Source organism: Paenibacillus massiliensis 2301065 = DSM 16942, from assembly GCF_000377505.1.
GTDB lineage: Bacteria > Bacillota > Bacilli > Paenibacillales > Paenibacillaceae > Paenibacillus > Paenibacillus massiliensis.
Map to the genome: position 1 here is coordinate 323,326 of NZ_KB898187.1, position 24,316 is coordinate 347,641.

General features: G+C 45.6%; 20 protein-coding genes. 4 read left to right on the top strand and 16 right to left on the bottom strand.

Annotated features, from left to right (window positions below; translation table 11 throughout):
- Positions 1-34: 34 nt before the first annotated feature.
- From D328_RS30200 to D328_RS0108005, 4 genes are all read right to left on the bottom strand, one after another.
- Positions 35-718 carry a 4Fe-4S dicluster domain-containing protein gene (locus D328_RS30200; protein ID WP_018884459.1) on the bottom strand — a complete coding sequence of 228 codons (684 nt, stop codon included), beginning with the start codon at positions 716-718 and terminating at the stop codon, positions 35-37.
- The gene (gene fdhF, locus D328_RS0107995; protein WP_018884460.1) at positions 715-2,859 is read right to left on the bottom strand and encodes a formate dehydrogenase subunit alpha; all 2,145 of its coding nucleotides are present in this window, start codon (positions 2,857-2,859) and stop codon (positions 715-717) included. The genes D328_RS30200 and fdhF overlap by 4 nt, the downstream gene beginning before the upstream one ends.
- A gap of 203 nt (positions 2,860-3,062) precedes the next feature.
- The gene (locus D328_RS0108000) at positions 3,063-3,413 is read right to left on the bottom strand and encodes a Na-translocating system protein MpsC family protein (protein WP_018884461.1); all 351 of its coding nucleotides are present in this window, start codon (positions 3,411-3,413) and stop codon (positions 3,063-3,065) included.
- Between the two features lie 547 nt (positions 3,414-3,960).
- The gene (locus tag D328_RS0108005; RefSeq protein WP_018884462.1) at positions 3,961-5,442 is read right to left on the bottom strand and encodes a DUF5060 domain-containing protein; all 1,482 of its coding nucleotides are present in this window, start codon (positions 5,440-5,442) and stop codon (positions 3,961-3,963) included.
- A gap of 347 nt (positions 5,443-5,789) precedes the next feature.
- Between D328_RS0108005 and D328_RS28585 the strand changes: the two genes are divergently transcribed.
- Positions 5,790-6,707 carry a DMT family transporter gene (locus tag D328_RS28585; protein ID WP_018884463.1) on the top strand — a complete coding sequence of 306 codons (918 nt, stop codon included), beginning with the start codon at positions 5,790-5,792 and terminating at the stop codon, positions 6,705-6,707.
- A gap of 293 nt (positions 6,708-7,000) precedes the next feature.
- Here the strand turns inward: D328_RS28585 and D328_RS28590 are convergent, their stop codons facing one another.
- Positions 7,001-8,020, bottom strand: a complete 1,020-nt coding sequence (locus D328_RS28590; protein ID WP_018884464.1) for a hypothetical protein — start codon at positions 8,018-8,020, stop codon at positions 7,001-7,003.
- 271 nt (positions 8,021-8,291) lie between these two features.
- On the opposite strand from D328_RS28590, the gene D328_RS0108020 reads away from it, so the two are divergent.
- Entirely contained in the window at positions 8,292-9,476 is a 1,185-nt protein-coding gene (locus tag D328_RS0108020; RefSeq protein ID WP_018884465.1) for an MFS transporter, read from the top strand.
- 63 nt (positions 9,477-9,539) lie between these two features.
- On the opposite strand, the gene D328_RS28595 is transcribed toward D328_RS0108020, so the two are convergent.
- On the bottom strand, positions 9,540-10,700 hold the full coding sequence (locus tag D328_RS28595; RefSeq protein WP_018884466.1) for an alpha/beta fold hydrolase: 1,161 nt from the start codon (positions 10,698-10,700) through the stop codon (positions 9,540-9,542).
- A 205-nt stretch (positions 10,701-10,905) separates the two neighbouring features.
- Between D328_RS28595 and D328_RS0108030 the strand changes: the two genes are divergently transcribed.
- Positions 10,906-11,949, top strand: coding sequence for a pectate lyase family protein (locus tag D328_RS0108030; protein ID WP_018884467.1), 1,044 nt, complete (start codon positions 10,906-10,908; stop codon positions 11,947-11,949).
- 87 nt (positions 11,950-12,036) lie between these two features.
- Here D328_RS0108030 and D328_RS0108035 read toward each other — a convergent pair whose 3' ends face one another.
- The 6 genes from D328_RS0108035 to D328_RS0108060 form a co-directional block, all read right to left on the bottom strand.
- The gene (locus D328_RS0108035) at positions 12,037-13,383 is read right to left on the bottom strand and encodes an FAD-binding oxidoreductase (RefSeq protein ID WP_018884468.1); all 1,347 of its coding nucleotides are present in this window, start codon (positions 13,381-13,383) and stop codon (positions 12,037-12,039) included.
- A 207-nt stretch (positions 13,384-13,590) separates the two neighbouring features.
- Positions 13,591-13,800, bottom strand: a complete 210-nt coding sequence (locus tag D328_RS28600; protein ID WP_018884469.1) for a DMT family transporter — start codon at positions 13,798-13,800, stop codon at positions 13,591-13,593.
- 56 nt (positions 13,801-13,856) lie between these two features.
- Complete coding sequence (locus D328_RS0108045) at positions 13,857-15,044, bottom strand: MalY/PatB family protein (protein WP_026281066.1); 1,188 nt, start codon at positions 15,042-15,044, stop codon at positions 13,857-13,859.
- Positions 15,041-15,889 (bottom strand): DUF3737 family protein, encoded by an 849-nt coding sequence (locus D328_RS0108050; protein WP_233426166.1) that lies wholly within the window; start codon positions 15,887-15,889, stop codon positions 15,041-15,043. The genes D328_RS0108045 and D328_RS0108050 overlap by 4 nt, the downstream gene beginning before the upstream one ends.
- Before the next feature lie 225 nt (positions 15,890-16,114).
- Entirely contained in the window at positions 16,115-17,149 is a 1,035-nt protein-coding gene (locus tag D328_RS0108055; RefSeq protein ID WP_018884472.1) for a zinc-binding dehydrogenase, read from the bottom strand.
- A gap of 94 nt (positions 17,150-17,243) precedes the next feature.
- Complete coding sequence (locus tag D328_RS0108060; protein WP_018884473.1) at positions 17,244-17,792, bottom strand: NAD(P)H-dependent oxidoreductase; 549 nt, start codon at positions 17,790-17,792, stop codon at positions 17,244-17,246.
- A gap of 256 nt (positions 17,793-18,048) precedes the next feature.
- Between D328_RS0108060 and D328_RS0108065 the strand changes: the two genes are divergently transcribed.
- A complete protein-coding gene (locus tag D328_RS0108065; protein WP_018884474.1) occupies positions 18,049-18,594 on the top strand; it encodes a TetR/AcrR family transcriptional regulator in 546 nt (181 codons plus the stop codon).
- Between the two features lie 47 nt (positions 18,595-18,641).
- Here the strand turns inward: D328_RS0108065 and D328_RS0108070 are convergent, their stop codons facing one another.
- The 4 genes from D328_RS0108070 to D328_RS0108085 all read right to left on the bottom strand — a co-directional run bounded on the left by D328_RS0108070 (position 18,642) and on the right by D328_RS0108085 (position 24,266).
- Entirely contained in the window at positions 18,642-19,793 is a 1,152-nt protein-coding gene (locus D328_RS0108070; RefSeq protein WP_205622118.1) for an MFS transporter, read from the bottom strand.
- Positions 19,794-19,837: 44 nt separating this feature from the next.
- The gene (locus D328_RS0108075) at positions 19,838-21,271 is read right to left on the bottom strand and encodes a 6-phospho-beta-glucosidase (RefSeq protein ID WP_018884476.1); all 1,434 of its coding nucleotides are present in this window, start codon (positions 21,269-21,271) and stop codon (positions 19,838-19,840) included.
- A gap of 19 nt (positions 21,272-21,290) precedes the next feature.
- Positions 21,291-23,168: a beta-glucoside-specific PTS transporter subunit IIABC gene (locus tag D328_RS0108080; protein ID WP_018884477.1), complete on the bottom strand. Its 1,878-nt coding sequence runs from the start codon at positions 23,166-23,168 to the stop codon at positions 21,291-21,293.
- 216 nt (positions 23,169-23,384) lie between these two features.
- Positions 23,385-24,266 (bottom strand): LysR family transcriptional regulator, encoded by an 882-nt coding sequence (locus D328_RS0108085; RefSeq protein ID WP_018884478.1) that lies wholly within the window; start codon positions 24,264-24,266, stop codon positions 23,385-23,387.
- Positions 24,267-24,316 lie beyond the last annotated feature (50 nt).

Sequence of the window (24,316 nt, forward strand, 5' to 3'; positions counted from 1 at the left end):
TTATAGGCTTATTAAGCCCATACCTTACGAGCTCTTAGTGCCTCGGATTCGTTCGACCATAGACAGGTACAGGAGCTGCCTGGTGTGAAGGCAATGCCCCTGGCTTGATCAGCTTCAGGGCGTTCACCGGACAGACAGCGACACAAGCCGGCACACGATCGCGAACCGCATTCGGGGGTGCATTCAGTTCCTCCTTCTCTTCATGCCCTTCGAAGCTGCTCAGATCAGCTTCCCGGCACAGGTCACATTTATAGGCAACCATTTTAGACTTAGTGCAAATACTCTTGCCCCCATCCCCCTTTTCCTGTCGCTCATACACCTCTTGCTGTCGCAGCTTTTCCTGCCTGACCTCCACACCTGCACTGTACGCCTTGTACAGACTGATCGCACCGAATGGACAAGCGAGTGAGCAGGCTTTACAGCCAATACATGCATCAGCTGAAATGTCGATGATCCCTTCTGTCTGACGGATGGCTTGCACCGGGCATACCTCGGCACAAGGTGCATTCTCACAATGACGACACTGGACTGGCATGGTGATGCTGTCTTCACGAATGACATACAGCCGGGGAAGAACAGGTATGGTGACCGTTCCTACTGCAGCCTGCACCCCGTTATGGCGGTGATGTACTGCAAAGCAGGCCAGCTCACAGGCCTTGCAGCCAATGCATCTATCCGCTTCGGCAATGACCAGCGCATTGGGCTCTACAGCACTCATCCCCTGCTCTCCCCTACCAGCATCTGCTCACGGAGTAGCTGATATTGACGGCGTACCTGCTCCTCGGCCTGATACTGATCCGCGATTGCTTCAATCCGAACCGCGCAGTATTTGAACTCGGGTGTCTTGGATACCGGGTCCAGCTCATCTACGGTCAGCTCGTTGCATGCCCCAATCCAGAAATGATACGTCATGTACGTCGCTCCTTTGGCTACACGATCCGTTACCAGGGCCCTGGATACGACCTGTCCCCGACGTGAGATGATACGTACCAGCTGACCATCCTCAATGCCAAGTGAAGCGGCATCCTCGCGGCTCATCTGCACCCGACCAGGCTCATCGGACAGCAGACTAAGCGCGCGGCAATTGCCTGTCATCGTCCGAACTGAATAATGGCCTACCTCGCGCACCGTCGACAGTACAAGCGGATATTCCTGATCCGGTTGCTCGAGCGGCGGTCTCCACTCACATGCGAATAGCTGACCTTTGCCGTTCGGAGTAGTGAACTTATGACCCTTATAAAGATAAGGAGTGCCAGGATGCTCCTCTGACGGACAAGGCCACTGCACACCTGCAAGTCCGTCGAGCTTGGCGTAGCTTGCTCCGGCAAAGCTTGGGCATAACCCCCTCATTTCATCCCAGATCTCCTCGGTGCTGCCGTAGCTCATCGGGTATCCCATCGCCGTGGCCAACTCGCTAATAATCTGCCAATCTGGCTTGACTGAGGCAGGAGGCTCAATCGCCTTGCGGATGCGCTGGAAGCCTCGGTCGGCTGAGGAATAGACTCCATCATGCTCTCCCCACGAGGTCGCTGGCAGGATTACATCCGCATGCAGGGCCGTCTTGTTCATAAATATATCCTGCACAATGACTAGTTCGAGCTGATCCAATGCTTCTCGCAGTTCGGCAGCATTCGGATCGCTTTGTACAGGATCCTCGCCAAAAATGTAATAGGCCTTGAGCTTCTGCTCCTTCAAAATGAGATGCGGTACCTCGGTCAGCCGATACCCTGGTCTATCCGGCAAGTCGACTCCCCACGCCTCCTCGAATTTACGTCGTACCTGCTCATCCGTGACTGCCTGATAGCCCGGATATACATTCGGCAATGCGCCCATATCGCAAGAGCCTTGTACGTTATTTTGACCCCGTACAGGTCCAATACCTACAGAGGGTCTTCCAAAATGTCCCGTGAGCAGTGCAAGTGAGGCCAGGCCCTTGACCACGTCTACCGCCTGCGCGAACTGGCATACGCCCATGCCATATAGAATCATCGCCTTGTCTGTCCGCGCATAGCTGCGCATCGCCTGACGAATATCCGCTGCACGTACCCCGGTGATTGCCTCTGCATACTCCGGCGTATACTTCTCTACATTAGAGCGATATGCATCGAACCCATCCACATAACGGGCTACAAAATCTGCATCATAAAGCTTCTCCTCAATAAGCACATGTCCGAAAGCATTAACCAATGCCAGGTTCGTGCCGCCCTTGAGCGGAAGCCAGAGATCGGCAATGCGCGCGGATTCGGTCTTACGCGGGTCACCTACTACGAGCATGGCTCCTTTCTGCTTTGCCTTCACGATCCGACGGGCTACGATGGGATGAGTGGCCGGGGCATTATAGCCGAAGATCAGCAGCATATCCGCATCTTCAATCTCCGGAATCGAATTGGACATCGCGCCATCCCCGAGAGAATAAGTCAGACCTGCGACCGACGGACCGTGACATACCCGCGCACAATGATCAATATTGTTCGTGCCAATGACCGCTCTCATGAATTTCTGCATTACATAGTTCGCTTCATTGCCAGGCCCTCTGGCGGAGCCTGTCCCCATGATAGAGTCCGCGCCGTATTTCTCTTTAATCTCTAGCAGTCTGGCTGCAGTATACTGAATAGCTTCCTCCCAACCCACCTCGGTCAGCTTCCCTTCCTTGCGTATCATAGGGTGACGTAGACGCGAGGTTAGCAGCTGCGGGTCGTGGAGGAAATCCCAGCCATAATGCCCCTTCAGACACAGGTTCCCTTCATTTGTACGGCCATCCGCCGCTTCTGCTCCGACAATCTGTCCATCCTTGACGCGTAGATACATTTGACAGCCACTCCCGCAATAAGGACATATTGTGCGAACCTTTTCTTCCATGAAATTGGCCTCCTTGTGAATTTATGCACATAACATGCAATAAACGTAGGTTACAGCTAGAAATCAATTACTAATCTACTGTCTGCATAAGCCGCAATAAGACAAAATTGCAATAAAAAAAGCCAATACAAAGGATACAGCTCTCCGCCGCACCTCTGTAATGGCTTATTAAAAAGCGAAGGGCTTGGTCCCTTTCTCTTTAATCAAACCGTCTTATGAAGCTGAATAATGACTGTACTGCTCTCCTGCTCTAGATCAGGTAGCTGCCAGGAATACGAGAATGCACTTCCAATCGTCACCATTACCTCATCCATAAATCCGCGCTCCAGATAAGGTCTCAGCACCTTCCAATATTCTGTGACGAGATCTGCCGCGCCTTCCCTCAGTAATATTTCAGATAGACTCGATAGCATCCCCTTAATCTCTATCGTAATCTGTGACTCACTGTCCAGCTTGACCTTCACCAGCTCAGGTCCTTTGCCCCGATAATGCTTCACGATTTTGACAGCCAGTCTGCGAATACGTTCCTGATATTCATAAGCAGCTTCAGCCATACCAAATCACGATCCAATCATTCCTTTTTTTGGAATTTCATCGCTGATTCATATGTTAAGCTCCGTGCAAAATAATGTCAATTCACAAAATAGGACGGATTTGGCCCGAAATTAGCGTTCATAAGCAGAAATCATCCCCTCTTCGCACCCATGCTGCGATTCGCATCATTGCACAGTCAAAAGTGCTCCCTCTTGGGCGGACACGGTCTGTCAGCCTGTTGTCCTTGAAGAGCTAAGTAACGCCTACGCTAATAACACTTTTGATTCCTTTGCGCAAGTCTTTAAGCTTCTCTTTTCTTGGATCTTTGAGCTTACGCTGGACATTTAGAGTAAGCTGCTTATTTTCTTTACAAGATTGAATTTCTGCCGGTGGAAACATCTTCATCCCATTGTGCCGGGTTAGATTTTGGCACTTAAAGCCACGGCCCTAAGCACAACTAATAGAAGAAGATCTTCGGATTGAACATAGAATCACCTCTATTTTTAACCTTCCTTATATTAGCATATTTATAACGATTTCACTTGATAAATCAGCATCTTTGTTTGTTTAACGTTCATTCTCCTCAGCACGAATGCGAAGCGCATAATAAGGCTTACTTGGCAAAGGGATGCGGCATTTCCCACGATAGCTCAAAGGTAACTTTGTGATACTTAAGCCTTGCGTGTCGATCCATTCAGCCGAAAAATCTACGTCCTCCGGGAGCTCAAGCTCACGGTAGCCCGGCTGATGTTGGCCATAGTAATGCAAGTAATATGAACCCTCCACTCCGAGTGCAGGCACGTCACGAAGCGGGATCGGCTGCGTATCAAGAGGCATTTCCTCGGCAATGTTGCGTAGAAAGCGTATCTGCTCCTGACTTCGTCCATATAACCTCCCGCCTTTGGACCACCAGATTTCATCATCGGGGTGAAGGTATGTCTCGCCGTGACTCGCATAGCCACCGCGGGTGAAGCTTTCCCAGACACGATGCGTCATTTCCTCGGCACTCAGGTTGCCCCACCGTTGCTGCAAATTCCCTTCATAACCACATTCATCAACAATAACTGGCTTCTGATAGCGCTCTCGCCATGCCGTGACCAATGTGACGTCCCAGTGTTGAATGCTGCAGTGGGTAATCTCAGAGCGAGTATGATCATACATTACAACGCTTTCAGGAATGTACATCGCTGTCCCGTTATGAATGGACAATAGATGATGGTGAGCATCTGCCTCTGATGCAATGCTTACCAGACGCTCCCAGTCCGGCATTGATTTGTCCCTCATGAAATCATATTCATTCGCCATGGACCACCAGATGTTCCGATAAGCCCCAAGTCGTGCGATGGCATAACGGAGATATCGTTCATCCTCCTCCGCAGACATGCGGTCGAAGCCCCACCGTCCTTTGTCATACGGATGAAACAAGATGACATCCGCTTCGATATGAAGCTCAAGCAATGATTCGATGCAGCGCTCGACATGCTCCCAGAATACTGGGTTAAAGCGTGCTTTATCAAAGCCCATGGCTGGCGAGCCCACAAAAGGAAATGACGCCGGCTCCTGGACATTAAATGAGTAATTTTTGGGAAATAAGCACATTCGTATTTTATTAAAAGGGCCCTCCGCAAGTGTCTGCAGCGTTAGCGTACGGATGGCTTCTGTCTGATGGATCCAAGCGTACGCTGTCGTACCGAACGGGAAGTATGGAGTGCCATCCGCATAGGCAAAATGATTCTCACCCTTCACCCTGACTGGACCATGAACCATATGTGCTGCAGTGACACAAGTGAAGCTCCCGTGTACCCCATTCAACTCAGGCGTATTGCTATGCGTTACGTATGTCCACTTTCCGATGACTTCGGGCATGAACCTGGTGATATACAGACCACCTCCCGCATAAAAGCCAGTAATCATGATTTCCTTTTCTTCATGGCGAAAAATGACACTCCATTCTACATCCACGTAGGGATTGCCTTTGTCTGGGCCTAGCAACCGAAGTTCGAACCTTTCCCATTGGGCGACCGTTTCCTGACACATTGCATTTCCCATGATAAATCCTCACCTTTCTCATCGTGATCATCCAAGCCAGAGAATGTCTCTGTTACATGCATCGCATATGCCGTTAAGTTAACTTAGTACATGTATATTTCAATACAAAATGGAACATTCAACAACTATTACAATACGAGCCGTGGTTCGAAAATCCTTCCGGAAAATCCCCTTTTTATTGTCGAAATTGGAAGCAAATATCCCTTCCATTTTCTCAAGTTTGGCTGATTGAAATTTTAATTTGCACGGATTAAAAATGGGAGTATAATGATCTAGGAAATTCGGCAGTGTAACTTTCACGCTGGCATTTTCACACTCACTACACTGTCTAAAGGATGCGTGTCAAATTGAATAGACATAAGGCCAATTTGCTTGTTTTGCTCGTTACTCTTGGATGGGGATTTTCCTACCTGTTCATGAAATTAGGGTTGGAGTCCATCGAAGAATTTAACCTGCTTGCGCTTCGGTTCGGAATTGCCTTTATTGTAACAGCTGCTATTTTTTACAAGCGCCTGCGTGTTATCGACAAAACAACCATTGGTTACGGAGCGCTGCTCGGAGGAATTTTACTTGGGGTATGCGCTTTTATCCTGTTTGGTCTGAAGACCACCAGCACCTCGAATGCCGGCTTTCTAGTCGGGCTCACAGTTATTTTTGTTCCTTTGCTAAATGTAATCCTTTTCCGTAAAAGGATGGAGGAAAGTCATCTGATTGGTGCTCTGCTGGCTATCGCCGGGATCGGTATGCTGACCTTGAATAGCGAGCTAAGCATGCACCCGGGCGATATACTTTGTATTGCGGGGGGAATTTGTAATGCGCTGTATATTCTGGTCACTGGTGCAGCGGTGAAAAAATGCGATTCAATTGCGGTAGGCGTGTTGTCCTTGGGCTTCACAGCCGTTTTCGCACTCATTCTCTCTTTCTTTTTTGAGTCACCGGTCTTTCCTGTCACGTTCAATGGCTGGTTGGCTATTTTGGCTCTCAGCCTGGTCTGCAGCGCTTTTTGCTTCATTGCCCAGTCGATATCTCTAAAGTATATCGCACCTGTGCAGTTGGGATTAATGTATGCTTTGGAGCCTATATTCGCTGCTGTCGTTGCCTTTATTTTCGTGGGGGAACGATTAACCTTACAGGGATATGCGGGAGCTATACTAGTAGTGAGCGGAATACTTATCTCTCAATGGATGGAGCAGCGGAAAAAGCAAGGTCATCGGTACGCATACGCCCTCTCTCCTTCGGGAAGGGGGGACAAGCACCCTACGTGATGTGCCCTGACTTCGCGAGTCAGCGACAAGCAAGGTGAATTACACACAAATGCTTGGCTAGATCAACAATAAATTCCTGGTTAAATTGAAATCATGCATATGGATAAATGTGTCTAATTCATTATATATGCCCCGAGATTTTTTTCATATTGTATGGACTAATGTGTAAAAAGCCGCTAATACCCACAGAGCGGCTTTTTTTATTCCTTTTGATTTTTTATTTCTTTTGTTCATATTAGTTCCTGTAGTCCTTTTTGGTGCTGATGTGCAGCAATTTGAGCATGATTATCGAATCAATAGGTTCTTTGCTGTGCGGATACAGCATAATCATCCAGCTCCTTCATCACGCCATGGAGCAGTGTGCGCTCAAGCTGAAGGTAAGTATGCAGTTTTTGTTCGATCCGGCTGAACAGCATTCTATCGTTTTTAAAATTAAATTTCAAAACCAGATTTCTTAGTGACTCGTGCTGCTGCACAATCAGGGTATAGCGTTCGATCACATCATCGTCTGGCTTCAGAATCGACAGCTCCATCAAATATCGCAAGCGTTGTAGCATTATTATTTTGTGCTCCCAGAACAAGTGAAAGGCTCTGCGATCGATTTGAACAAATGATGTTGAATGAAGCTTGTCCTTTACTTTCTCAATCGAATGTTCCACCGCCTTCATGCCGAACAGCGTCTTCTCCTTGAAGCTTAGATCTACTGTGATCGTTGAATTCAGGTAGCGGCGAATCGACTCAGCGATCTGATCAATCTGCAGCGAATGATCCCGTTCTTCACGAATACTGAGAAGATGGACATTCTTGAAAAATTCGTTATCGCTAACTATACTGTAATACCCTTGCTCGATCTCTTCGATTGGACACTCCGTCTTTATATATTTGCCATCAGCCAAATTATCTGCCATCAGAAAGGTTCGTTTCTGTTCATCATAGCCATACACCAATATTTCGTGCCAATGACTTACTTGCTTATATTGCTTAGAAACAGATATGTAGGAGCGGTCTACGTAGAAGTAAAGGTAATAATCAGCATAAAGAGATTCTATGATAAAATCCGTCAGGCTCTCCCATTTTCGCTTCAGAATATCACGGGGGATTATATGATGATTAATCCATGGAATATTATCCAGCAAGATATGATGGTTATCGAAAAAGTAGGAATCCCAGTCCTCCACATAGCGAATCTGTATGAAATTGTTGTACAGCCAGGGCAAGTAATGATCGTTGTTCGAGAGCATAGAAGTGACACTTCCATAGATATTGTATGTGTAAAATGTCGGCTCATAGAATGGCAGGATAATTGAAGCCATGCTCATACCTCCCACGGGTTTTAAATTGACTTGCACTCTGTAAGGTAAATACTTCTACAATAATTACCAACTCCCTCCATGTTAGCCTGTTTTTTTTGTATGAAAGTTTCAAGATATACGACAATTTCCCTGAGTCTGTTGTATACACAATAGAATCGCTGAAATGAACGATTTATAAGCCTTGTATTCTATCCCTGCTTCTATACAATTATGGACAGATGTTGTTAAAACATCACTTGTAGCCGTATATAAGATGATAGGGGTTGTTTTTTTGGTAAGGCATAATCGAATGTTGATTTTCATACTGACTGTAGGTGTATTCGGCATTTTGAATACCGAGATGGGTGTTATTGGTATATTACCTTCCCTTGCCGAGCACTTTAATGTGAGCGTCACACAAGCGGGATTACTGGTAAGTGTATTTGCTCTGGGTATCGCCGTCTCTGGCCCGATCCTGCCGTTAATCCTGTCAGGTGTCGATCGTCGGAAGGTCATGTTACTTGTGTTGGGTGTCTTTGTGGCAGGAAATGTGGTGGCTATGCTCACGACCAGCTTCACAGTGTTGTTGGTTGCCCGTATCATCCCGGCCCTTCTGCACCCTGTCTACTGTTCTTTGGCCTTTACCGCAGCTGCCTCCTCCGTGAGTAAAGAAGAAGCACCCAAAGCAGTTGCCAAGGTATTCGTCGGTGTCTCTGCCGGTATGGTAGCCGGGGTACCGATCGCAAGCTTCATAGATAGTGCAGTATCCTATGAGATGGCTATGGCGTTTTTCGCTATTGTGAATATTTTCGTTTTTGTGGCAACGCTGTTGTTTGTGCCTTCCATGCCAGTAAAAGAAAGACTTTCCTACGGTGATCAATTCGCGGTGTTAAAAAAGCCGATTGTGTGGATCTCCATCATCGCGGTTGTGTTGATGAATTCGTCTGTCTTCGGCGTCTACAGTTATGTGACAGAGTACCTGAACATGGTGACGAATATGTCTCCACGTGAGATCAGCTTGACGTTACTCCTATTTGGCGGAGCCAATATGGTCGGCAACCTGGTTGCTGGAAGGCTGCTTGCTCGCCATGCTGGCTATTTCATCATTATTTCTCCCCTACTCCTGGGTGTAGTCTATACCGTTTTATTTCTCATTGGAAGCTTTCCCGTACCTGTAGCATTCATTACTATAGTGTGGGGAGTACTCGCCGGAGGCATTATGGCCAATATGAATCAATACTTGATCTCGTCTGCGGCACCTGAAGCTCCCGATTTTGCCAATGGTTTGTTTATATCCGCGTGCAACATTGGAACCACTGTTGGGGCTGCGTTTGGCGGCTTATTTATATCAGGCCTGGGTGTGAAATATGTTGTATGGGTGGGCGTTCTTTCTGTGATATTAGGTCTGGTAACGATCTTGCTCAGACACTCATCTCACAGATCGGTCACACACAAGGCTAAGCAATATTCAGCCTAAAAGAAACCCGCCTCATTAGACGTTTGCGTTGAAATGAGGCGGACTATCTGCACAACTACACCCTTACAGCGCTGAAAAAATACGTACCGTTAATCCCCCTGAATATCCCTCTAGGACTGCTGTCAAATCGGAATAATTTAGAAATGCGAGTGCCTTACTGTCTGTAGTCACCTTCGGCTTCCATTCCTCATCTATCCGTTGGTTCACAATATGTAATCGGCACTTCTCACCCGGATAGTCCGTGCCCTCCAGTATATATTCAGCTCGAAGCTTGACAACTCCATTCCCAAAGTACTCTTGTACATCCTCAGCTCCGGGTAAAATGTGACCTGTGAAGTATGGGCCTTCACAGCTGCCTGTGAAAAATATTGCGATCTGTCTATAAGTACCTTCTTCCCTCCGAAGCTCCCTGCCTGTAATCTGTATGTCGATCGTTAGCACTTCTTTTTTGCCAAGTAAAAATTGTTGGATGGATACGATTGCGCCAGAGGTCTGCTTTTCCGTAAATTGATGTCCAGCATTTTTTATCAGTTGCAGGTGACACTGCCCTGGTTCATAGCATTCCTTCGCCTTAATGGAGTAATTGTAATGTACGATTTCATCCGCTGTGCCATGTAGCAGCAGCACGGGGCCATGATAGGGCCTAATTTCGTCGAACGGATCCATATCTACCACGGCATCATGGAACTTCTTACTGATTAGCATCTGCCCACAATCAATAAGCTCTGGAACATCATGGACATGATATGAAGAGTTGGCGAGGGTACCGCTGCGTGCATGATCCGGAATACAGAGTGCAGGATAGATGAGGATTAGCGACTCTACTTCGTCCGGGCATTGTGCAGCTACGAGAGCCGAGACGAATCCACCCTGGCTGAAGCCCATGAGAGTCAATCGCTTGGCATCTATATAAGGCAGCTTTACAATATCATGCATAACAACTTTGAGATCCTCGCATTCTGTCAAGATCGTCATGTCCGTCGTTTCTCCGTCACTTCTCCCCTCCCCATTGGCAGAGCCCCCACAAAAGTCAAAGCAAAACGCGGCATAGCCCCATGATGCAAGTGCCATGCAATAGTCCACTAGATTCATGGAATTCCCACCGAATCCATGACTGACAATGACGGCCGGAAGATGATCTCCCTGTGGCAAGTATTCTCTTCCACGAATGGTTAACCCATCTCGTATGCAACTAAAATCACGCTCACTAATCGCATTATTCATTCGCTCCATCCCTCCCTCTTTGATCATAATACGCTTACATCAAAACATATATATGTTTATTTCTGTTTTCTAAATATAGACAATTATCTACACTAAATATTATAAATAATGGTTTAGTTACATAATTTATGTTGACACTACAATATTTGAACGATACAATCATTATGTAAAAATAAGGATAAATGACAAAGGATGGTGAATATTTATGAAAGGGCTTACAAAATGGATGGTCGCTGCTGCTCTCCTGATCTTAACCTTCTCTTCCATCTCACCTACTTATGGTGCAGCCAACTTTCCGAACACGGGCACGACGGGGCTCACCGGATTCGCGGGGAATGCCAAAAATGAAAATGGTGTCTCCAAATCTGCAGTCACAGGCGGCAAAAACGGACAAATCATCTACATCAATAATCTGAATGATCTGCGAACGCACATTGCGGACACGACTCCTAAAATTCTGGTCATCGAGCGCAACATCTCGTCGTCCTCACTCCAGAAAGTTAATTTTGGCGCAAATAAGACAATCGTCGGCTCATATGACAACCATACGCTTACGAATATTCACTTCCGCTCCACTTCCTCCTCCAGCAATGTTATTTTTCAGAACCTGAAATTCGAGCATTCTGCCAGCATCAACGCGAACGATGATATTCAGTTGTACATTACCTCTGGCTCTAACTACTGGATTGATCATGTGACGTTCTCAGGTCACAATTACAGCTCTGGCGGTGGAGATCTGGACAAGCTCCTGTATATTGGCGATAGAGCTGACTATATTACGATCAGCAATTCCAAATTTGCCAATCATAGATACGGAATTATTCTGGGACATCCCAATGACGGCAACAGTAGCTACAACGGTGTGCCTCATGTGACCATGTCTAATAACTATTTTGAGAACCTGTACGTTCGTGGTCCAGGGCTCATGAGATACGGATACTTCCATATCAAAAACAACTATGCTAACAACTTCAACCAGGCGATTACGATTGGTGAGAAAGCTCGCATTTACTCGGAGAACAACTATTTCGGAGCTGGTGCGGAAAAAGGCGGTATACTCGATGACAAGGCTAACGGTGAATTCACGGATACTGGCAGCACACCGGCTCTAACTGCTCCAAAGTCCCCAAAAACAAATTGGAGACCTAGCAGTAACTACAGCTATGAAGTGCGTGATGCGAGCTATGCGCGTGAGTTCGTGACCAAATACGCCGGCTCATCCAATACAACACTTGTTTTTGGCAAATAATCATTTAAAAGAATTAGACCTGTTGAAAATGGTGTCTAAATGATGTTGTGGATGGTTATGGGACTGCAACATCCACAACATCAAGCTTTATTTGACTGGCGGAATGCTTTGCGGGTTGTTGAATACATTTTGCGGATCGTACTTCGCTTTTACTTTTCTGAGTCTGGCATAGTTCTTTCCGTAATAGACTGGTCCGGAGCATGTAATACCTTGGTCTGGTACGTTGATATAAGAACCTACAATATAAGGCTCAAGTTTCTTTCTCGTGCTTCGGGTCAAAGCAATATTTTTGGCTGCATGGGATGGCTTCACCCACGAGCTGTTCCACTCAACATAGTAATCGGCCTTTCTCCAGTAGAATGCCGTGGCTTGAGGTGCAATCCGGCTGACAGCTCCACCCCAATTCAAGAAGTAGAAGCCTGCTGGCGTACCTCCCTCCGCCTTTTCGAGGAATTCGCGCATGGCTTTGAAGGCTTTTTCAGGGAATGGACGTCGGCCAAAGCCGCTTGAGAACTGATTGCTGAACCTTTGTGTGAGTACAGGGTCCGGAGCCAGCATGAACTTTGTGACTTGCGTGTATGGAAGGTACTCAATAGTTTTCTGAGTTGGTGTCCCTACATTAAGAATGGGTGCCAACTGCCGAAGAGCCTCACTTTTTGATCCGAGATACAGCCCCAGCATGCTGACGTTTCCGCCTTTTTTGGGACCAACGCTTAGTTCACTCCCTAGCTTGGTACTGGTGTTCGGGGCCCATACCTGCCATTTCTTCACGACCTTCTCGAATTGTGCCCATGGCCAGGTAATCTGGAATACAGTCGCCTTAGCTGGAGCGCGTCGCACCTTGAACTTATATTTGGTATACACACCGAAGTTACCGCCTCCGCCGCCACGTGTAGCCCACAGAAGATCCGAATTTTGTTTTTTGTTCGCACGAATAACCCGCCCCTTGGCATCAACCATTTCAAGTTCCAGCAGGTTATCGCAGATCAGGCCGATGGTTCGTTGCAGCGGGCCGATGCCTCCGCCAGGCGTAATTCCTCCGATGCCGACCGTTGGGCTATCACCGAATGGGGCCATGAATCCTTGCTTCGCAAGCGCATCTACGATTCTTCCTACCCGATTACCCGTTTCCACAACAACCGTTCCGCTTTTTTTATTTAGCTTTATTTTCTTCATTTCGCTAACATCAATGACGATCCCACCGTTAACCTGTGAAAGATTAGTCTCTAATGCGTGTCTCCCGCTTCTTGGACGAATCGGAACATTGTTATGACGTGCCCAGCTTATGGCGTTCGCTACATCCTTTGTCTCCTGAGCGAACACAAATACTTTGGGGAATCTGTCTGTATGTGGGTCCCAGTTCTTACGCGCCCTTTCGTATCCAGGGTCCCCCTTGAAAATAACTCGCCCCGTTAGCTTCTTTTGTGAACTCACCGATCTACTCAGCTCCTTAGATTAAGTAACTATCCATGTCTGCTCGTGAACAATCTGGGCTGACTCCATATAGCCTATGTAATAGGCTCGCGATGTGTATAGGCTGGTGCTGAGATGTCTTAGACGTAATTACATGAGTAGACAAACATCCCAAAAAGGCCTATGCACGCAAATCGCGTACATAGACCTACATTGAAGCTAATAGTTTTACAGTAACTGACCCCTTATCAGTACTGCACCAGCCAGCATAACAAGGATTCCAACAATCTGTATGGGTTGTATTCGATTTTTTACAGACCGCAGCAGACCGAATTGCTCCACGAATAGGCTGCCGATAATTTGCCCTAATAAAGCAAGAATCACGGTCAGATCTGTACCCAGTTGATTGACAAGAAATACGTTGATAATGGCCACCATGCGCCATATCCATTGACTTACCTGATTAGTCGTATTCGTTGCTTTGGAAACCATATTTATGGACGTAATAGCCTCTGTTTATTGACCTGGTATGCGTGGATTCCTCTCTTCAACCTCTTCAGCCCTTCTTCCAGCCTTGCGGCAGGACAAGCATAATTTACGCGTATAAAATGATCACCATTGCCACCAAATATACTACCCTTTGACACATATAAGCCGGTTTTTGTTCGAATAAACTCGCATAGATCCTCGGTGTCCTGTGTAATGGAGCTACAATCAATCCAAGCCAAATACGTAGCTTCCGAGGAAATCACCTGAAGTTCCGGTATTTCGCGTTGGATAAACTGTTCAAGCAGCTGCTTGTTGCTCATCAGATAACTTAATAACGCTTCAAGCCAAGGTTCTCCTTTTGTAAAGGCCGCTATGGCCGCTTCCACGGCAAATACGTTAGGCTCTGCAACCTCGTCCGTATTGATTCCCCGCCGAACCAGAGCCCGTATTTCAGGATTCGGTATAATGATGCTTGAAGTCTGAATTCCAGCCAGATTAAAGGTCTTGGTTGGAGCGACGCAGGTAATAGAATGGTTCGCGATCTCTTCAGAGACCGCAGCAAAAGGCACATACTTGAAGCCAGGATGTGTTAAGTCGCAATGAATCTCATCCGAAACAATCAGAACATGGTGCTTGATGCATAACTGCCCGATCCGTTCTAAGATTGCTCGGTCCCATACCTTCCCGATCGGATTGTGAGGATTACAGAAGATCATTAGTGTTGTATCAGGGTCATACAGCTTCACTTCAAGATCCTCCCAGTCAATGGCATACTCACCATTCTGGTAGAGTAGATTGCTTACGATCGGCTCACGTTGGTTATTTAGGATGGAATTATAGAAAATATTATATACAGGAGCCATGACCAGTATTTTTTCGTTCATCTTCGTCATTTTGCGTACAATGGAGGAGATCGCGGGTACAACCCCCGTACAGAACAGGATCCAATCTTTTTGTACCTGGAATTGATGTCTATTGGCCCACCATTGCGCTACTGCCTCATCATAGCTATCTGGCACAGAAGTATAGCCGAAGATGTGATGATCTAATCTTGTTTGCATCGCTGCGATCACGTCCGGTGATGTCTCAAAATCCATGTCTGCTACCCACATGGGTAATTCACCGGATGCAATATCCCATTTATAGGAGTTGGTTCCGGATCGCTCTATCATTGTATCAAAGTCAAACATCATGTAGCCTTCACCCGATCTGTAAGTTCATATTGTGTCGAGTCTGCTATAATCTCGGGATCATCGAGAATGAGCTCTCGTATATTCTTTGCCTTAATGCTTCCGGCTAATGGATTCTTCACACTTAAGAGTTCTGTTGTAGCTTCTACCTGAATGGCTGAATATTCAAATGCCAGGTCTGTATTGATAATCGTTCCGTTCTCAATCGTTAACTGGTCCATGTAGCACATGCCCTGGTTACTCTCAATTCTGCAATTGACAAACTTGATATGTCGGGAGTTCCAGCCGAGATATTCTCCTATGATCACGGAATCATACACGGTGACATTCTCACAGTTCCAGAAGGCGTCTTTGGAGATGAGTCTTGCGTTCCGAAGCTCAACATTCTTTGCGCCATCAAACGCATAATTTCCCACTAGCGTAAAATCATCAATGAAGATGTTCTCGCTGTTCATACCAAAGTAATCCCCACGGGCAGTCACATGGTTCAGATAGATATCTTTACATTGCCAGAGGGTCTCCTGAGCATTGGACAAATCTACATTAGTTAGACGAATGTGACTTGCACGCCGAAAGCTCTTCGGTGCCTCAATGACACTATCACTGATCGAAATATGATGTGTATACCATATACCCGATCGTGCCATCTCCAGCAGCGTACTGTTCGTTAGTGTAACGTGATTACAGTACCAGAGCGGATACTTCCACTTGAAAATACTGTGCTCAAGAATGATGTTACTACTTTCCTTCAATGGGGACTCACCGTCAGTGAATACGGAATTCGTTATGGTTAAATCCTTACTTTTGAATAGGGCACGTTCTCCGGTCAATATTTGTTGGTCAATCAATGACAATCTAATCCCCCGTTTCGCTATGGTCATTACTTACAGACTTACACCCGAATGCATTCCTTCTAGCAAGGCCTAGTGCTGTAGGTATTCCAGACAGCAATCCCTTGAGCGATAAGACACATGAGTAGCATGAGTAGCAGTATACGATCCGATGGTGTTCACTTCCCGTCAATAAAAAGAGCCTGCATACGCAGGCCCTTCAATCAAGTGGCCTTTCGCCACTTAAGGTCTGATCAATACTTTGAGAGCCTCGCGATTATCCATCGCACGGTATCCCTCAGGAACGCCGTCAAGGTCAACGGTTACGTCAAAGACGCGACCAGGTTCAAGGCTTCCATCCAGAATATCTGGCAACAATACTTCCATGTACGCACGAGTCGGCGCTGGACCACCTGTAAGGGTAATATTACGTCCGAACAGACTTGTAAAACCAACCGGAGCATCCTCGTATTGAGGTACTCCTACACGACTGATAACCCCACCAGCACGAACGGCTCCAAGACTCATTTCATAGGCAGACATCAGCCCAACACATTCCAGTACGACATGCGTTCCTTCACCGTTCGTCAGTTCCTTGACTTTCGCGACGCCTTCTTCTCCACGTTCAGGAATGACATTCGTGGCTCCGAATTCAATGCCAAGATCTGTCCGCTTCTTATGACGACCCATGAGAATGATTTTCTTCGCGCCAAGCTTCTTCGCAGAGAGAACGGCAAGCAGACCGACAGCTCCATCACCGATCACAGTTACTGTTGTACTTTCATTGACTCCGCCCATGACAGCAGCATGATAGCCTGTACCATACACATCAGACAAAGTTAGCAGCGACGGCAACAACGGAGAATTCTCATCAATATGATCAGGTAGCTTGAACATGCTTCCTTGTGCCTGAGGCACTCGAACATACTCCGCCTGACAGCCTGTCATGAAGCTCCCGTGCACACAAGAAGTCATTAAGCCTTCCTCGCAGAATGGACAAGTGTTGTCCCCTACTGCAAAGGGCACGATGACCAGATCGCCCTTCTTGAAGTCGGAGACCTGTTCACCCATCTCTTCGATTCTTCCAATCACCTCATGGCCCATAGCTTCACCTTCACCATGCTCATGGGCATGCATGTTGTGATATGGATGGAGATCACTGCCGCAAATACACGCAGCAACCACCTTCAAGATGGCATCCGTAGGAAACTTCAATTGGGGTACGGCTATTTCTTCTACACGTACATCCCCAGCAGCATACATAATATTGGCTTTCATAATGGAAATTCCACCTTTACATTAATATGGATTGCAGTTCATGTTTGTCCGCTCATGCAATCTGAGCAAAGTATTATATATTGGTAACTCATTGTTATCTGACGGATAGCTGTGCAACCCCAGTGTTCTGTATATAGGTGGCATAGTCCTTGGCACTTTGCTCAAGTGCTTCATCCGACAGGTGCTGCATGACACCGTACAAAATGTATGGAGTCAGATAGCGCATGCCGATCATCTTACTTGTGGTCTGAAGAGGTCTCAGCAGTTCATGAATCGTGTATTTAAAGTTGCCATCTGCTGAATAGTTTTCTTTGGCAGCGCCTATGGAGACTGCAATTAACAAATCTTTGCCATGCAGCTTATTCCCTGTACTTCCATACGCCCAGCCGTAAGTGAGGACTGCGTCCTCCCATTTCTTCAATAATGAAGGTGTACTATACCAGTAGAACGGAAATTGAAGAACGACACGGTCATGCTGCTCAAGTAATTTTTGCTCAGCAGCTACATCAATGTTCTCATCCGGGTAAGCTTCATAGACCCGGTGCACTGTAACTGTACCTTGCTGCTCCAGTTCTTCGGTCAAACGCCGATTCACACGGGATGCCGCCAAATTAGGGTGAAATGCAAGGACAAGTGTTTTCATTTCAGCTTCTCTCCAATTCATTTTTGTGTTGAGGCCGTTCACTACTCTGGCGAATTTTGCTCATCTCGATGTCTCCTTTTTATCGAATGTTGCATTTCTTAAGCTCTCAAAAATGAACATTGATTGTTTAATCAACTTATGTTTATAATTCTAAACAGAAATGCTATCCTTTCAATAATCAAATCCGCTCAATGTGTGGATTAATGAACATATTCTAAGGAATTGCCGATTATTTAACGGAGGAGCTGACTTATCAATGACAAAAATAGACAGACGAATTGTTAAGTCTCAAGAGGCGATCAAGAAGGCCATTCTTGAGCTAATGGTTGAGAAGAACTTTGAAGAAATAACAATAAGAGATATATCTGACAGAGCCAATCTGAACCGAGGAACCATCTATCTTCACTACATGGATAAATATGATTTACTCGATAAGATTGTGGAAGAACATATTAGTAATCTCCGTGAACTATGCCACTCTGCTGCTGACATGACTTTTAAAGAAGGAAATTACGTCTGGTTTGATTACTTTGCTAACAATCACCTATTCTTTTCGATCATGCTCAATACGAAGAGCGCAGCCTACTTCCGCAGTCGCTTCCTTGATCTGGTCGTTCAGGAATATGGCGTTGAGGTCGATACCTCCGAGGGAGTCAATCAAGGCTTGAATGAAGAGATTATTCTTCAATTTTTTGGAGCTGCTGTCGTTGGAGCTGTAGAATGGTGGTTCAAGAATGGCATGCCTGTGCCCCCTCGTGTAATCGCCGAACAAACCGGACAAATCTTGGACAGGAATTTTTGAATGTTCCTAAGAAGCTGCTCCATATCGTAACCTACTTAATCTGACAATCATTTTTCCGCATATTTCTTAGTTCTTAAAATAGGCCTCACAAATACTAGATAAAGAATCAAGGATAGCCCCACGGACAATGCACAGACTGCAAATAAAGCCTGATAACTGGCATAGTGAGAAATCATGCCCAATATAATCGAGCCGAGACCGATCCCGAGATCGTTAGCAGTTGTAATTGTGGCGTTGGCGACTCCCTTACGGTCGGCACGTGCAACCAGTAATGTTGCAGATTGGAATGCCGGCTGAGCCGACCCAAAGCCAATACCAAATAGGACCGCAGATACCACAATACCCACCGTTCCTTTGGAAGCAAATAACACAATTAAAGCACTGATCGTAACTACTAGTGAAGGAGCAAGTATGAATAGCTCCCCGTATCGATCCGAAAGCTTCCCGGTAATGGGGCGGCTCAATGCCAGCGCTGCAGCGAACGTTAGAAAGAATACTCCGGAATTGACCTGAAGTGAATCAGCGAATAAAGGAAGGAAAGTGGTAACACCACCATAAGCGATGAAGAGAAAGAAGACCGATACCGCGATGGGTAACACTGACTTTTCGTACAATTGTAGTTTCCCTTTGCTCGGTTGTGAGTTGAAGGGGATCTTTGCACCCATGGTCAAGATCAAGGCAACCGAAGAAAGGACCAGACCTAACAGAAACAATAGGCTGTAAGAGTGCATTTGGATAATCCAGATCCCGAATAGCGGACCTACTGCCATAGCTAGCGTCATTGACGTGCTGAACCACCCTAACCCCTCGCCTCTTCTTGCTGGAGATACTGTATCTGTCACAGAAGTAATCATTGCGGTAGTTGAAAACGCCCAACTGAGCCCATGAAGGATTCTGAGTGCTATAAGCATCAGAATGCCTCCAACCCAGTTATACATATACATGGTTACAGCGAAGACTATGAGTCCCAGCGTAATAAACAAACGTCTACTATAACGATCTAGCAGCCCACCTACAAGCGGTCTGAAGAACACAGCAGAGAGCGCAAAAGCGCCCACTACCATGCCAACCTGAGACTCGTCGCCACCCAATTCCTTAATAAATGCTGGCATCGTGGGATAGAGCATATAAAATGCAGTAAACAGTGCCAGATTTGCAGCAGTCATTAGAGCAAATGGCGTGGTCCATAAACGATTTATTGTGTTCATCGTTCATTCCCCCCTCTCAGGAAGTCATACTTGCACTATGACAAGAACAGTTCTTCTCCATTGCTTTCAATCACTTTTTTATACCAGTCAAATGATTTCTTTTTTTTGCGTTCCAATGTGCCATTATCGCTGTCATCTTTATCAACATAGATAAAGCCATAGCGCTTACTCATCTGTCCACTACTGGAGCTTACCAAATCAATGCATCCCCATGTCGTATATCCGAGAAGCTCTACACCATCTTCCTCCACGGCTGCTTTGAATGCTTGAATATGTTCACGGATGTACTCAATTCTGTAATCATCCTCAATGTGGCCCATTTCGTTAATGGTATCGTGGGCCCCTAGTCCATTTTCTACAATGAACAGCGGTTTTTGATAGCGATCATAGAGTGCATTTAGCGTAATTCTGAGACCCAATGAGTCGATTTGCCACCCCCACTCGCTTGTTTTCAAGTATTTATTTTTTAAAGTCGGAAACAAATTAGCCGCGGTCTGTGTATTTACTTCGGGATCCGCACTGGTCAATCGTGAACCATAATAGCTAAATGAGACAAAATCAACTGTATTATTCTTTAATAGCTCTTCATCCCCCTGCTCAAATTGCAGCTCAATCCCCATTCGCTCAAACATCTTTTTAGCATAATTAGGATATTCCCCACGGGATTGAACATCAACGAAGAAATAATGCTCCCTGTCTCGTGTCATGGCTTTCCATACGTCTTCGGGAGCTGGAGTATAAGAATACGTGCTCGCCCCAGCTAGCATACAGCCAATTTGGATTTCTGGATTGATTTTGCGTGCAATTTCGGTAGCCTTTGCACTCGCAAGTAATTGGTGATGAGCAGCTTGATATTTGATCGCTTCTTCATTTTCACCTTCCTTGAATACTAGACCTGCGCTGCCAAAGGGAAGATGCAGGATCATATTGATCTCATTAATCGTGAGCCAATATTTCACTTTGTCTTTATATCTACTAAAAAGGGTCTCACAAAGCCGCGTGTAATGATCTACCATTGTGCGGCTTCTCCAGGAGCCAATCGTTCTTACCAGATGCATGGGTACATCAAAATGAGTAATGGTTACCAAGGGCTCAATGCCATATTTCAAGCATTCATCAAATACATTGTCGTAAAATTTCAGTCCAGCTTCATTAGGTATTTCATCATCCCCATTGGGAAAGATCCTTGTCCAGGCTATGGATAAACGTAGTGTTTTGAAGCCCATTTCTGCGAACAAAGCAATATCCTCTTTATACCGGTGGTAGAAATCAATGGCTTCATGGCTCGGATAGTAGTGTGAGCTGTCGCACTCAAGTGCTTCTTTTTTACCTCGCATAATAGGAACCCGGTCTTCGCCCCATGGTATTACATCGACATTGGATAGCCCTTTGTTCCCTTCCAAATAACCACCCTCACATTGATTCGCAGCGGTTGCTCCTCCCCACAGGAAGTCCTTTCTTAGAACCATATCTCATACGCCCCTATCTTTAATTGACTTTCAATTCAAATAATGAATCCTCGAAAGACACGACTGTTTGCGTTGTCTCTGTGAACTCTTTGTAGCTATCTGAATTAGTAATAATAATTGGAGTTTGGGTAACATAGCCTTCTGCTTTGATTTTCTCCAAATCAAAGGTAAGCAACAATTGTCCCTTCGTAATTCTTTGCCCCTCGACAACATGCGATTCAAAATACTTACCATTGAGCTTAACCGTGTTCAGACCTACATGAATAAGAACCTCAGCACCTGTATCTGACAGGAGACCCATCGCATGCTTTTTGGGAAATAGAGATACGATCGTGCCGTCAAAGGGTGAAATAACCTTTCCTTCGCTAGGCTCTACTGCTATTCCTTTACCCATAGCTCCGGAAGCAAAGGCCACATCTTGTATATCTTTAAGTGCAATGGTGCTTCCACTCAATGGACTTGCTATAGTTAATGCTGCTGCTGTAATTGGAACAGTCTCTACCGCTACTTTTACTTCTTCCGTGCTCACGACTGCTGATTTTTCAAATCTAAAGCTAAGCAAGTACGTAAGAACTGCGGTTACAAGTGCTGCAATAAGCAATGCAATTAAGATATTATAGAAATTAGCCAAGTTAGCACCTAAATACAGCGGAATGGCAGGTATACCGGATGCTCCGGTTGCATAGCGAGATACCCCTGTTAGACCTGCATATAGTCCGCCACAAGCAGCACCAATCATTGCTGCGATTAGCGGATATTTCTTCGGCAAGTTTACTCCATAAAGAGCTGCCTCTGTAATACCCATTAATCCGGTAATACCACTAGTTGTCGAGATTTGCTTCATGGATGGATCTTTAGTTCTCGAACCTACCACCAAAGCAGCCACACCTTGCGTTATATTAGATACCAGAGCACCCGGACCTATAATATTTTCATAACCTAAGGTGGTGATTTGCGTTAATGAAAGAGGCACAATGTTATGATGTAGTCCAAACATGACAAGGATTGGCCAGAAAGTCGCGATGATGAATATAACCAGCCAAGAACCATGCGAACCTAAGAAATCAAAGCCCATTGCTAAATACGTTCCGACAAATGATCCTAACGGACCAAGTACGGTAAGGCCAATCGTTCCAACAACCAAGATAGTTAACATCGGCACAAAAATTATTTTTATGGAATCATGTATTATTCGCTTGAAGAAAGGCTCAATATACGATTGCGCCCATACCGTTAGAAGGATTGGAACCACAGATGAACTATAAGTAACAAGCGTCAGGGGGATACCAAATACGTTGACATCATTGCCCTCTGTCTTTAATTGAATCAAACTGGGATGCAAGAAGATTCCCGCCAGGACAATTGCCAATACAGGGCTACACTTTAGTTTGTTTGCAGCAGAGTAGGCTAACAAAAATGGTAAGAAGTAAAATATGGCGTCTGACATAAAATTAATGACATAAAAGGTCTGTGAGTCTCGTGAGATCCATTTAAGCAAAATCAACAGAGCTAAAAGTGCTTTAATCATCCCGGCACCAGCAATGGCAGGAACAATTGGACTAAAGGTTCCAGATACGAAATCAATAAATTTGCCTACAATACTTGCTTTTCTCCCATTACCTGCTTCGCTATTTGAAGCCCCCTTAGGTTCCAAATGCTTGACGACCTCGTTGTAAACGTCTTCAACATGTGTTCCAATAACGACCTGAAACTGTCCGCCACTTTCTATGGCATCAATGACACCATCTAAAGACTTAATCGACTCACGCTTCGCTTTATTAACATCGTTCAATGCAAATCTAAGTCGAGTCATACAGTGGGTTAGTGTAGATACATTTTCATGACCACCAACACGCTCTACAATATCTTTAGCTAAGTTCTCATACTTTTTGCTCATACCAAGGTGCCCCCTCTAAGTGTCTCTATTACTACTATGAACGTATACGGAAGCGCTTATAAAATTCTGCTTATAAGCATTTCCACCTCCTTAATTAACTCCTCCCAAAATAAAAAAGCTACTTATCTGTGAGTGATATAAAAAGGTAACATTCACTGCACCTTTAAAATATCATCAGATAAATAGCTATAGCCAATACCTATATTTAATGATTTATCATGCCTGAAAGGCATGTTTAATATGTTGCAAAAAACGCACTGCAGATGGACTGAATATTTTATGCTTCTTCCAGACAATCACCGTTGGAAATTGAAGATCTGGATAAAATGGGATAAAGCAAAGACTGTCAGAATGCTTCATCGCCACAGCCCCCTCAATACAGATTGCGGTTCCTAATCCCTGCTCCACTAGGTTGACCACATTGGATATTAGGTTATAGGTAGCTACAAAGTGAAGCTGTGAATACTCGTCGGCGAACCAACTGGCAATCTCATTTTGTACAACTACTCGACTGGAAATGAGCAAGGGTACTCCTGTCAGATCTTTTGCAGTCACATAGTCTTTACTTGCAAGTGGCGACGAAGTTCTTGTAAGAATGCCCCATCGCTCTTTTTGCGGTAGCCTGATAAAATCATATTTTTCGATATGAATCGGTTCCAGCAAGATTCCAACGTCAAGTAAGCCCTTATCGATCCTTTCCTTGATGTCATCACCAGTCCCGCTATAAATGTGATAGCTAACCTGAGGATATTCTGCATTGAAGTCTTTTAGCGATTGTAGAATCACATTGGATGTTAATGACTCAACACTCCCAATCGAAATGGTTCCTCCAACCAGGTTGTTCTGATCCTTGAACTCTTTCTCTGTTTTATCTGCAAGGGTAAGAATCTCCTCTGCCCGCTGACGCAAAAGCAACCCTGACTCCGTTAGTGTAATTTTGCTTTTGCCGCGTATAAACAATTGAGTTCCTAAGTCTTTTTCCAGATCAGCCAACTGTCTGCTTAACGTAGGCTGTGTCACATGCAAGATCGTTGCTGCATGGGTAATGTTCTCCACGCGCGCTACTGTCAAAAAATATCGAAGCACTCTTAATTCCATGACCCCTCCTGCTTTGCTTCAACTCACCAAATGCTAATTCACCTGCCCCC

Bases quoted from the DNA above. Each gene is read 5' to 3' on its own strand.
- D328_RS30200 (WP_018884459.1), bottom strand. From the start codon at position 718: ATGAGTGCTGTAGAGCCCAATGCGCTGGTCATTGCCGAAGCGGATAGA.
- fdhF (WP_018884460.1), bottom strand. From the start codon at position 2,859: ATGGAAGAAAAGGTTCGCACAATATGTCCTTATTGCGGGAGTGGCTGT.
- D328_RS0108000 (WP_018884461.1), bottom strand. From the start codon at position 3,413: ATGGCTGAAGCTGCTTATGAATATCAGGAACGTATTCGCAGACTGGCT.
- D328_RS0108005 (WP_018884462.1), bottom strand. From the start codon at position 5,442: ATGGGAAATGCAATGTGTCAGGAAACGGTCGCCCAATGGGAAAGGTTC.
- D328_RS28590 (WP_018884464.1), bottom strand. From the start codon at position 8,020: ATGGCTTCAATTATCCTGCCATTCTATGAGCCGACATTTTACACATAC.
- D328_RS28595 (WP_018884466.1), bottom strand. From the start codon at position 10,700: ATGAATAATGCGATTAGTGAGCGTGATTTTAGTTGCATACGAGATGGG.
- D328_RS0108030 (WP_018884467.1), top strand. From the start codon at position 10,906: ATGAAAGGGCTTACAAAATGGATGGTCGCTGCTGCTCTCCTGATCTTA.
- D328_RS28600 (WP_018884469.1), bottom strand. From the start codon at position 13,800: ATGGTGGCCATTATCAACGTATTTCTTGTCAATCAACTGGGTACAGAT.
- D328_RS0108045 (WP_026281066.1), bottom strand. From the start codon at position 15,044: ATGATGTTTGACTTTGATACAATGATAGAGCGATCCGGAACCAACTCC.
- D328_RS0108055 (WP_018884472.1), bottom strand. From the start codon at position 17,149: ATGAAAGCCAATATTATGTATGCTGCTGGGGATGTACGTGTAGAAGAA.
- D328_RS0108060 (WP_018884473.1), bottom strand. From the start codon at position 17,792: ATGAAAACACTTGTCCTTGCATTTCACCCTAATTTGGCGGCATCCCGT.
- D328_RS0108065 (WP_018884474.1), top strand. From the start codon at position 18,049: ATGACAAAAATAGACAGACGAATTGTTAAGTCTCAAGAGGCGATCAAG.
- D328_RS0108075 (WP_018884476.1), bottom strand. From the start codon at position 21,271: ATGGTTCTAAGAAAGGACTTCCTGTGGGGAGGAGCAACCGCTGCGAAT.
- D328_RS0108080 (WP_018884477.1), bottom strand. From the start codon at position 23,168: ATGAGCAAAAAGTATGAGAACTTAGCTAAAGATATTGTAGAGCGTGTT.
- D328_RS0108085 (WP_018884478.1), bottom strand. From the start codon at position 24,266: ATGGAATTAAGAGTGCTTCGATATTTTTTGACAGTAGCGCGCGTGGAG.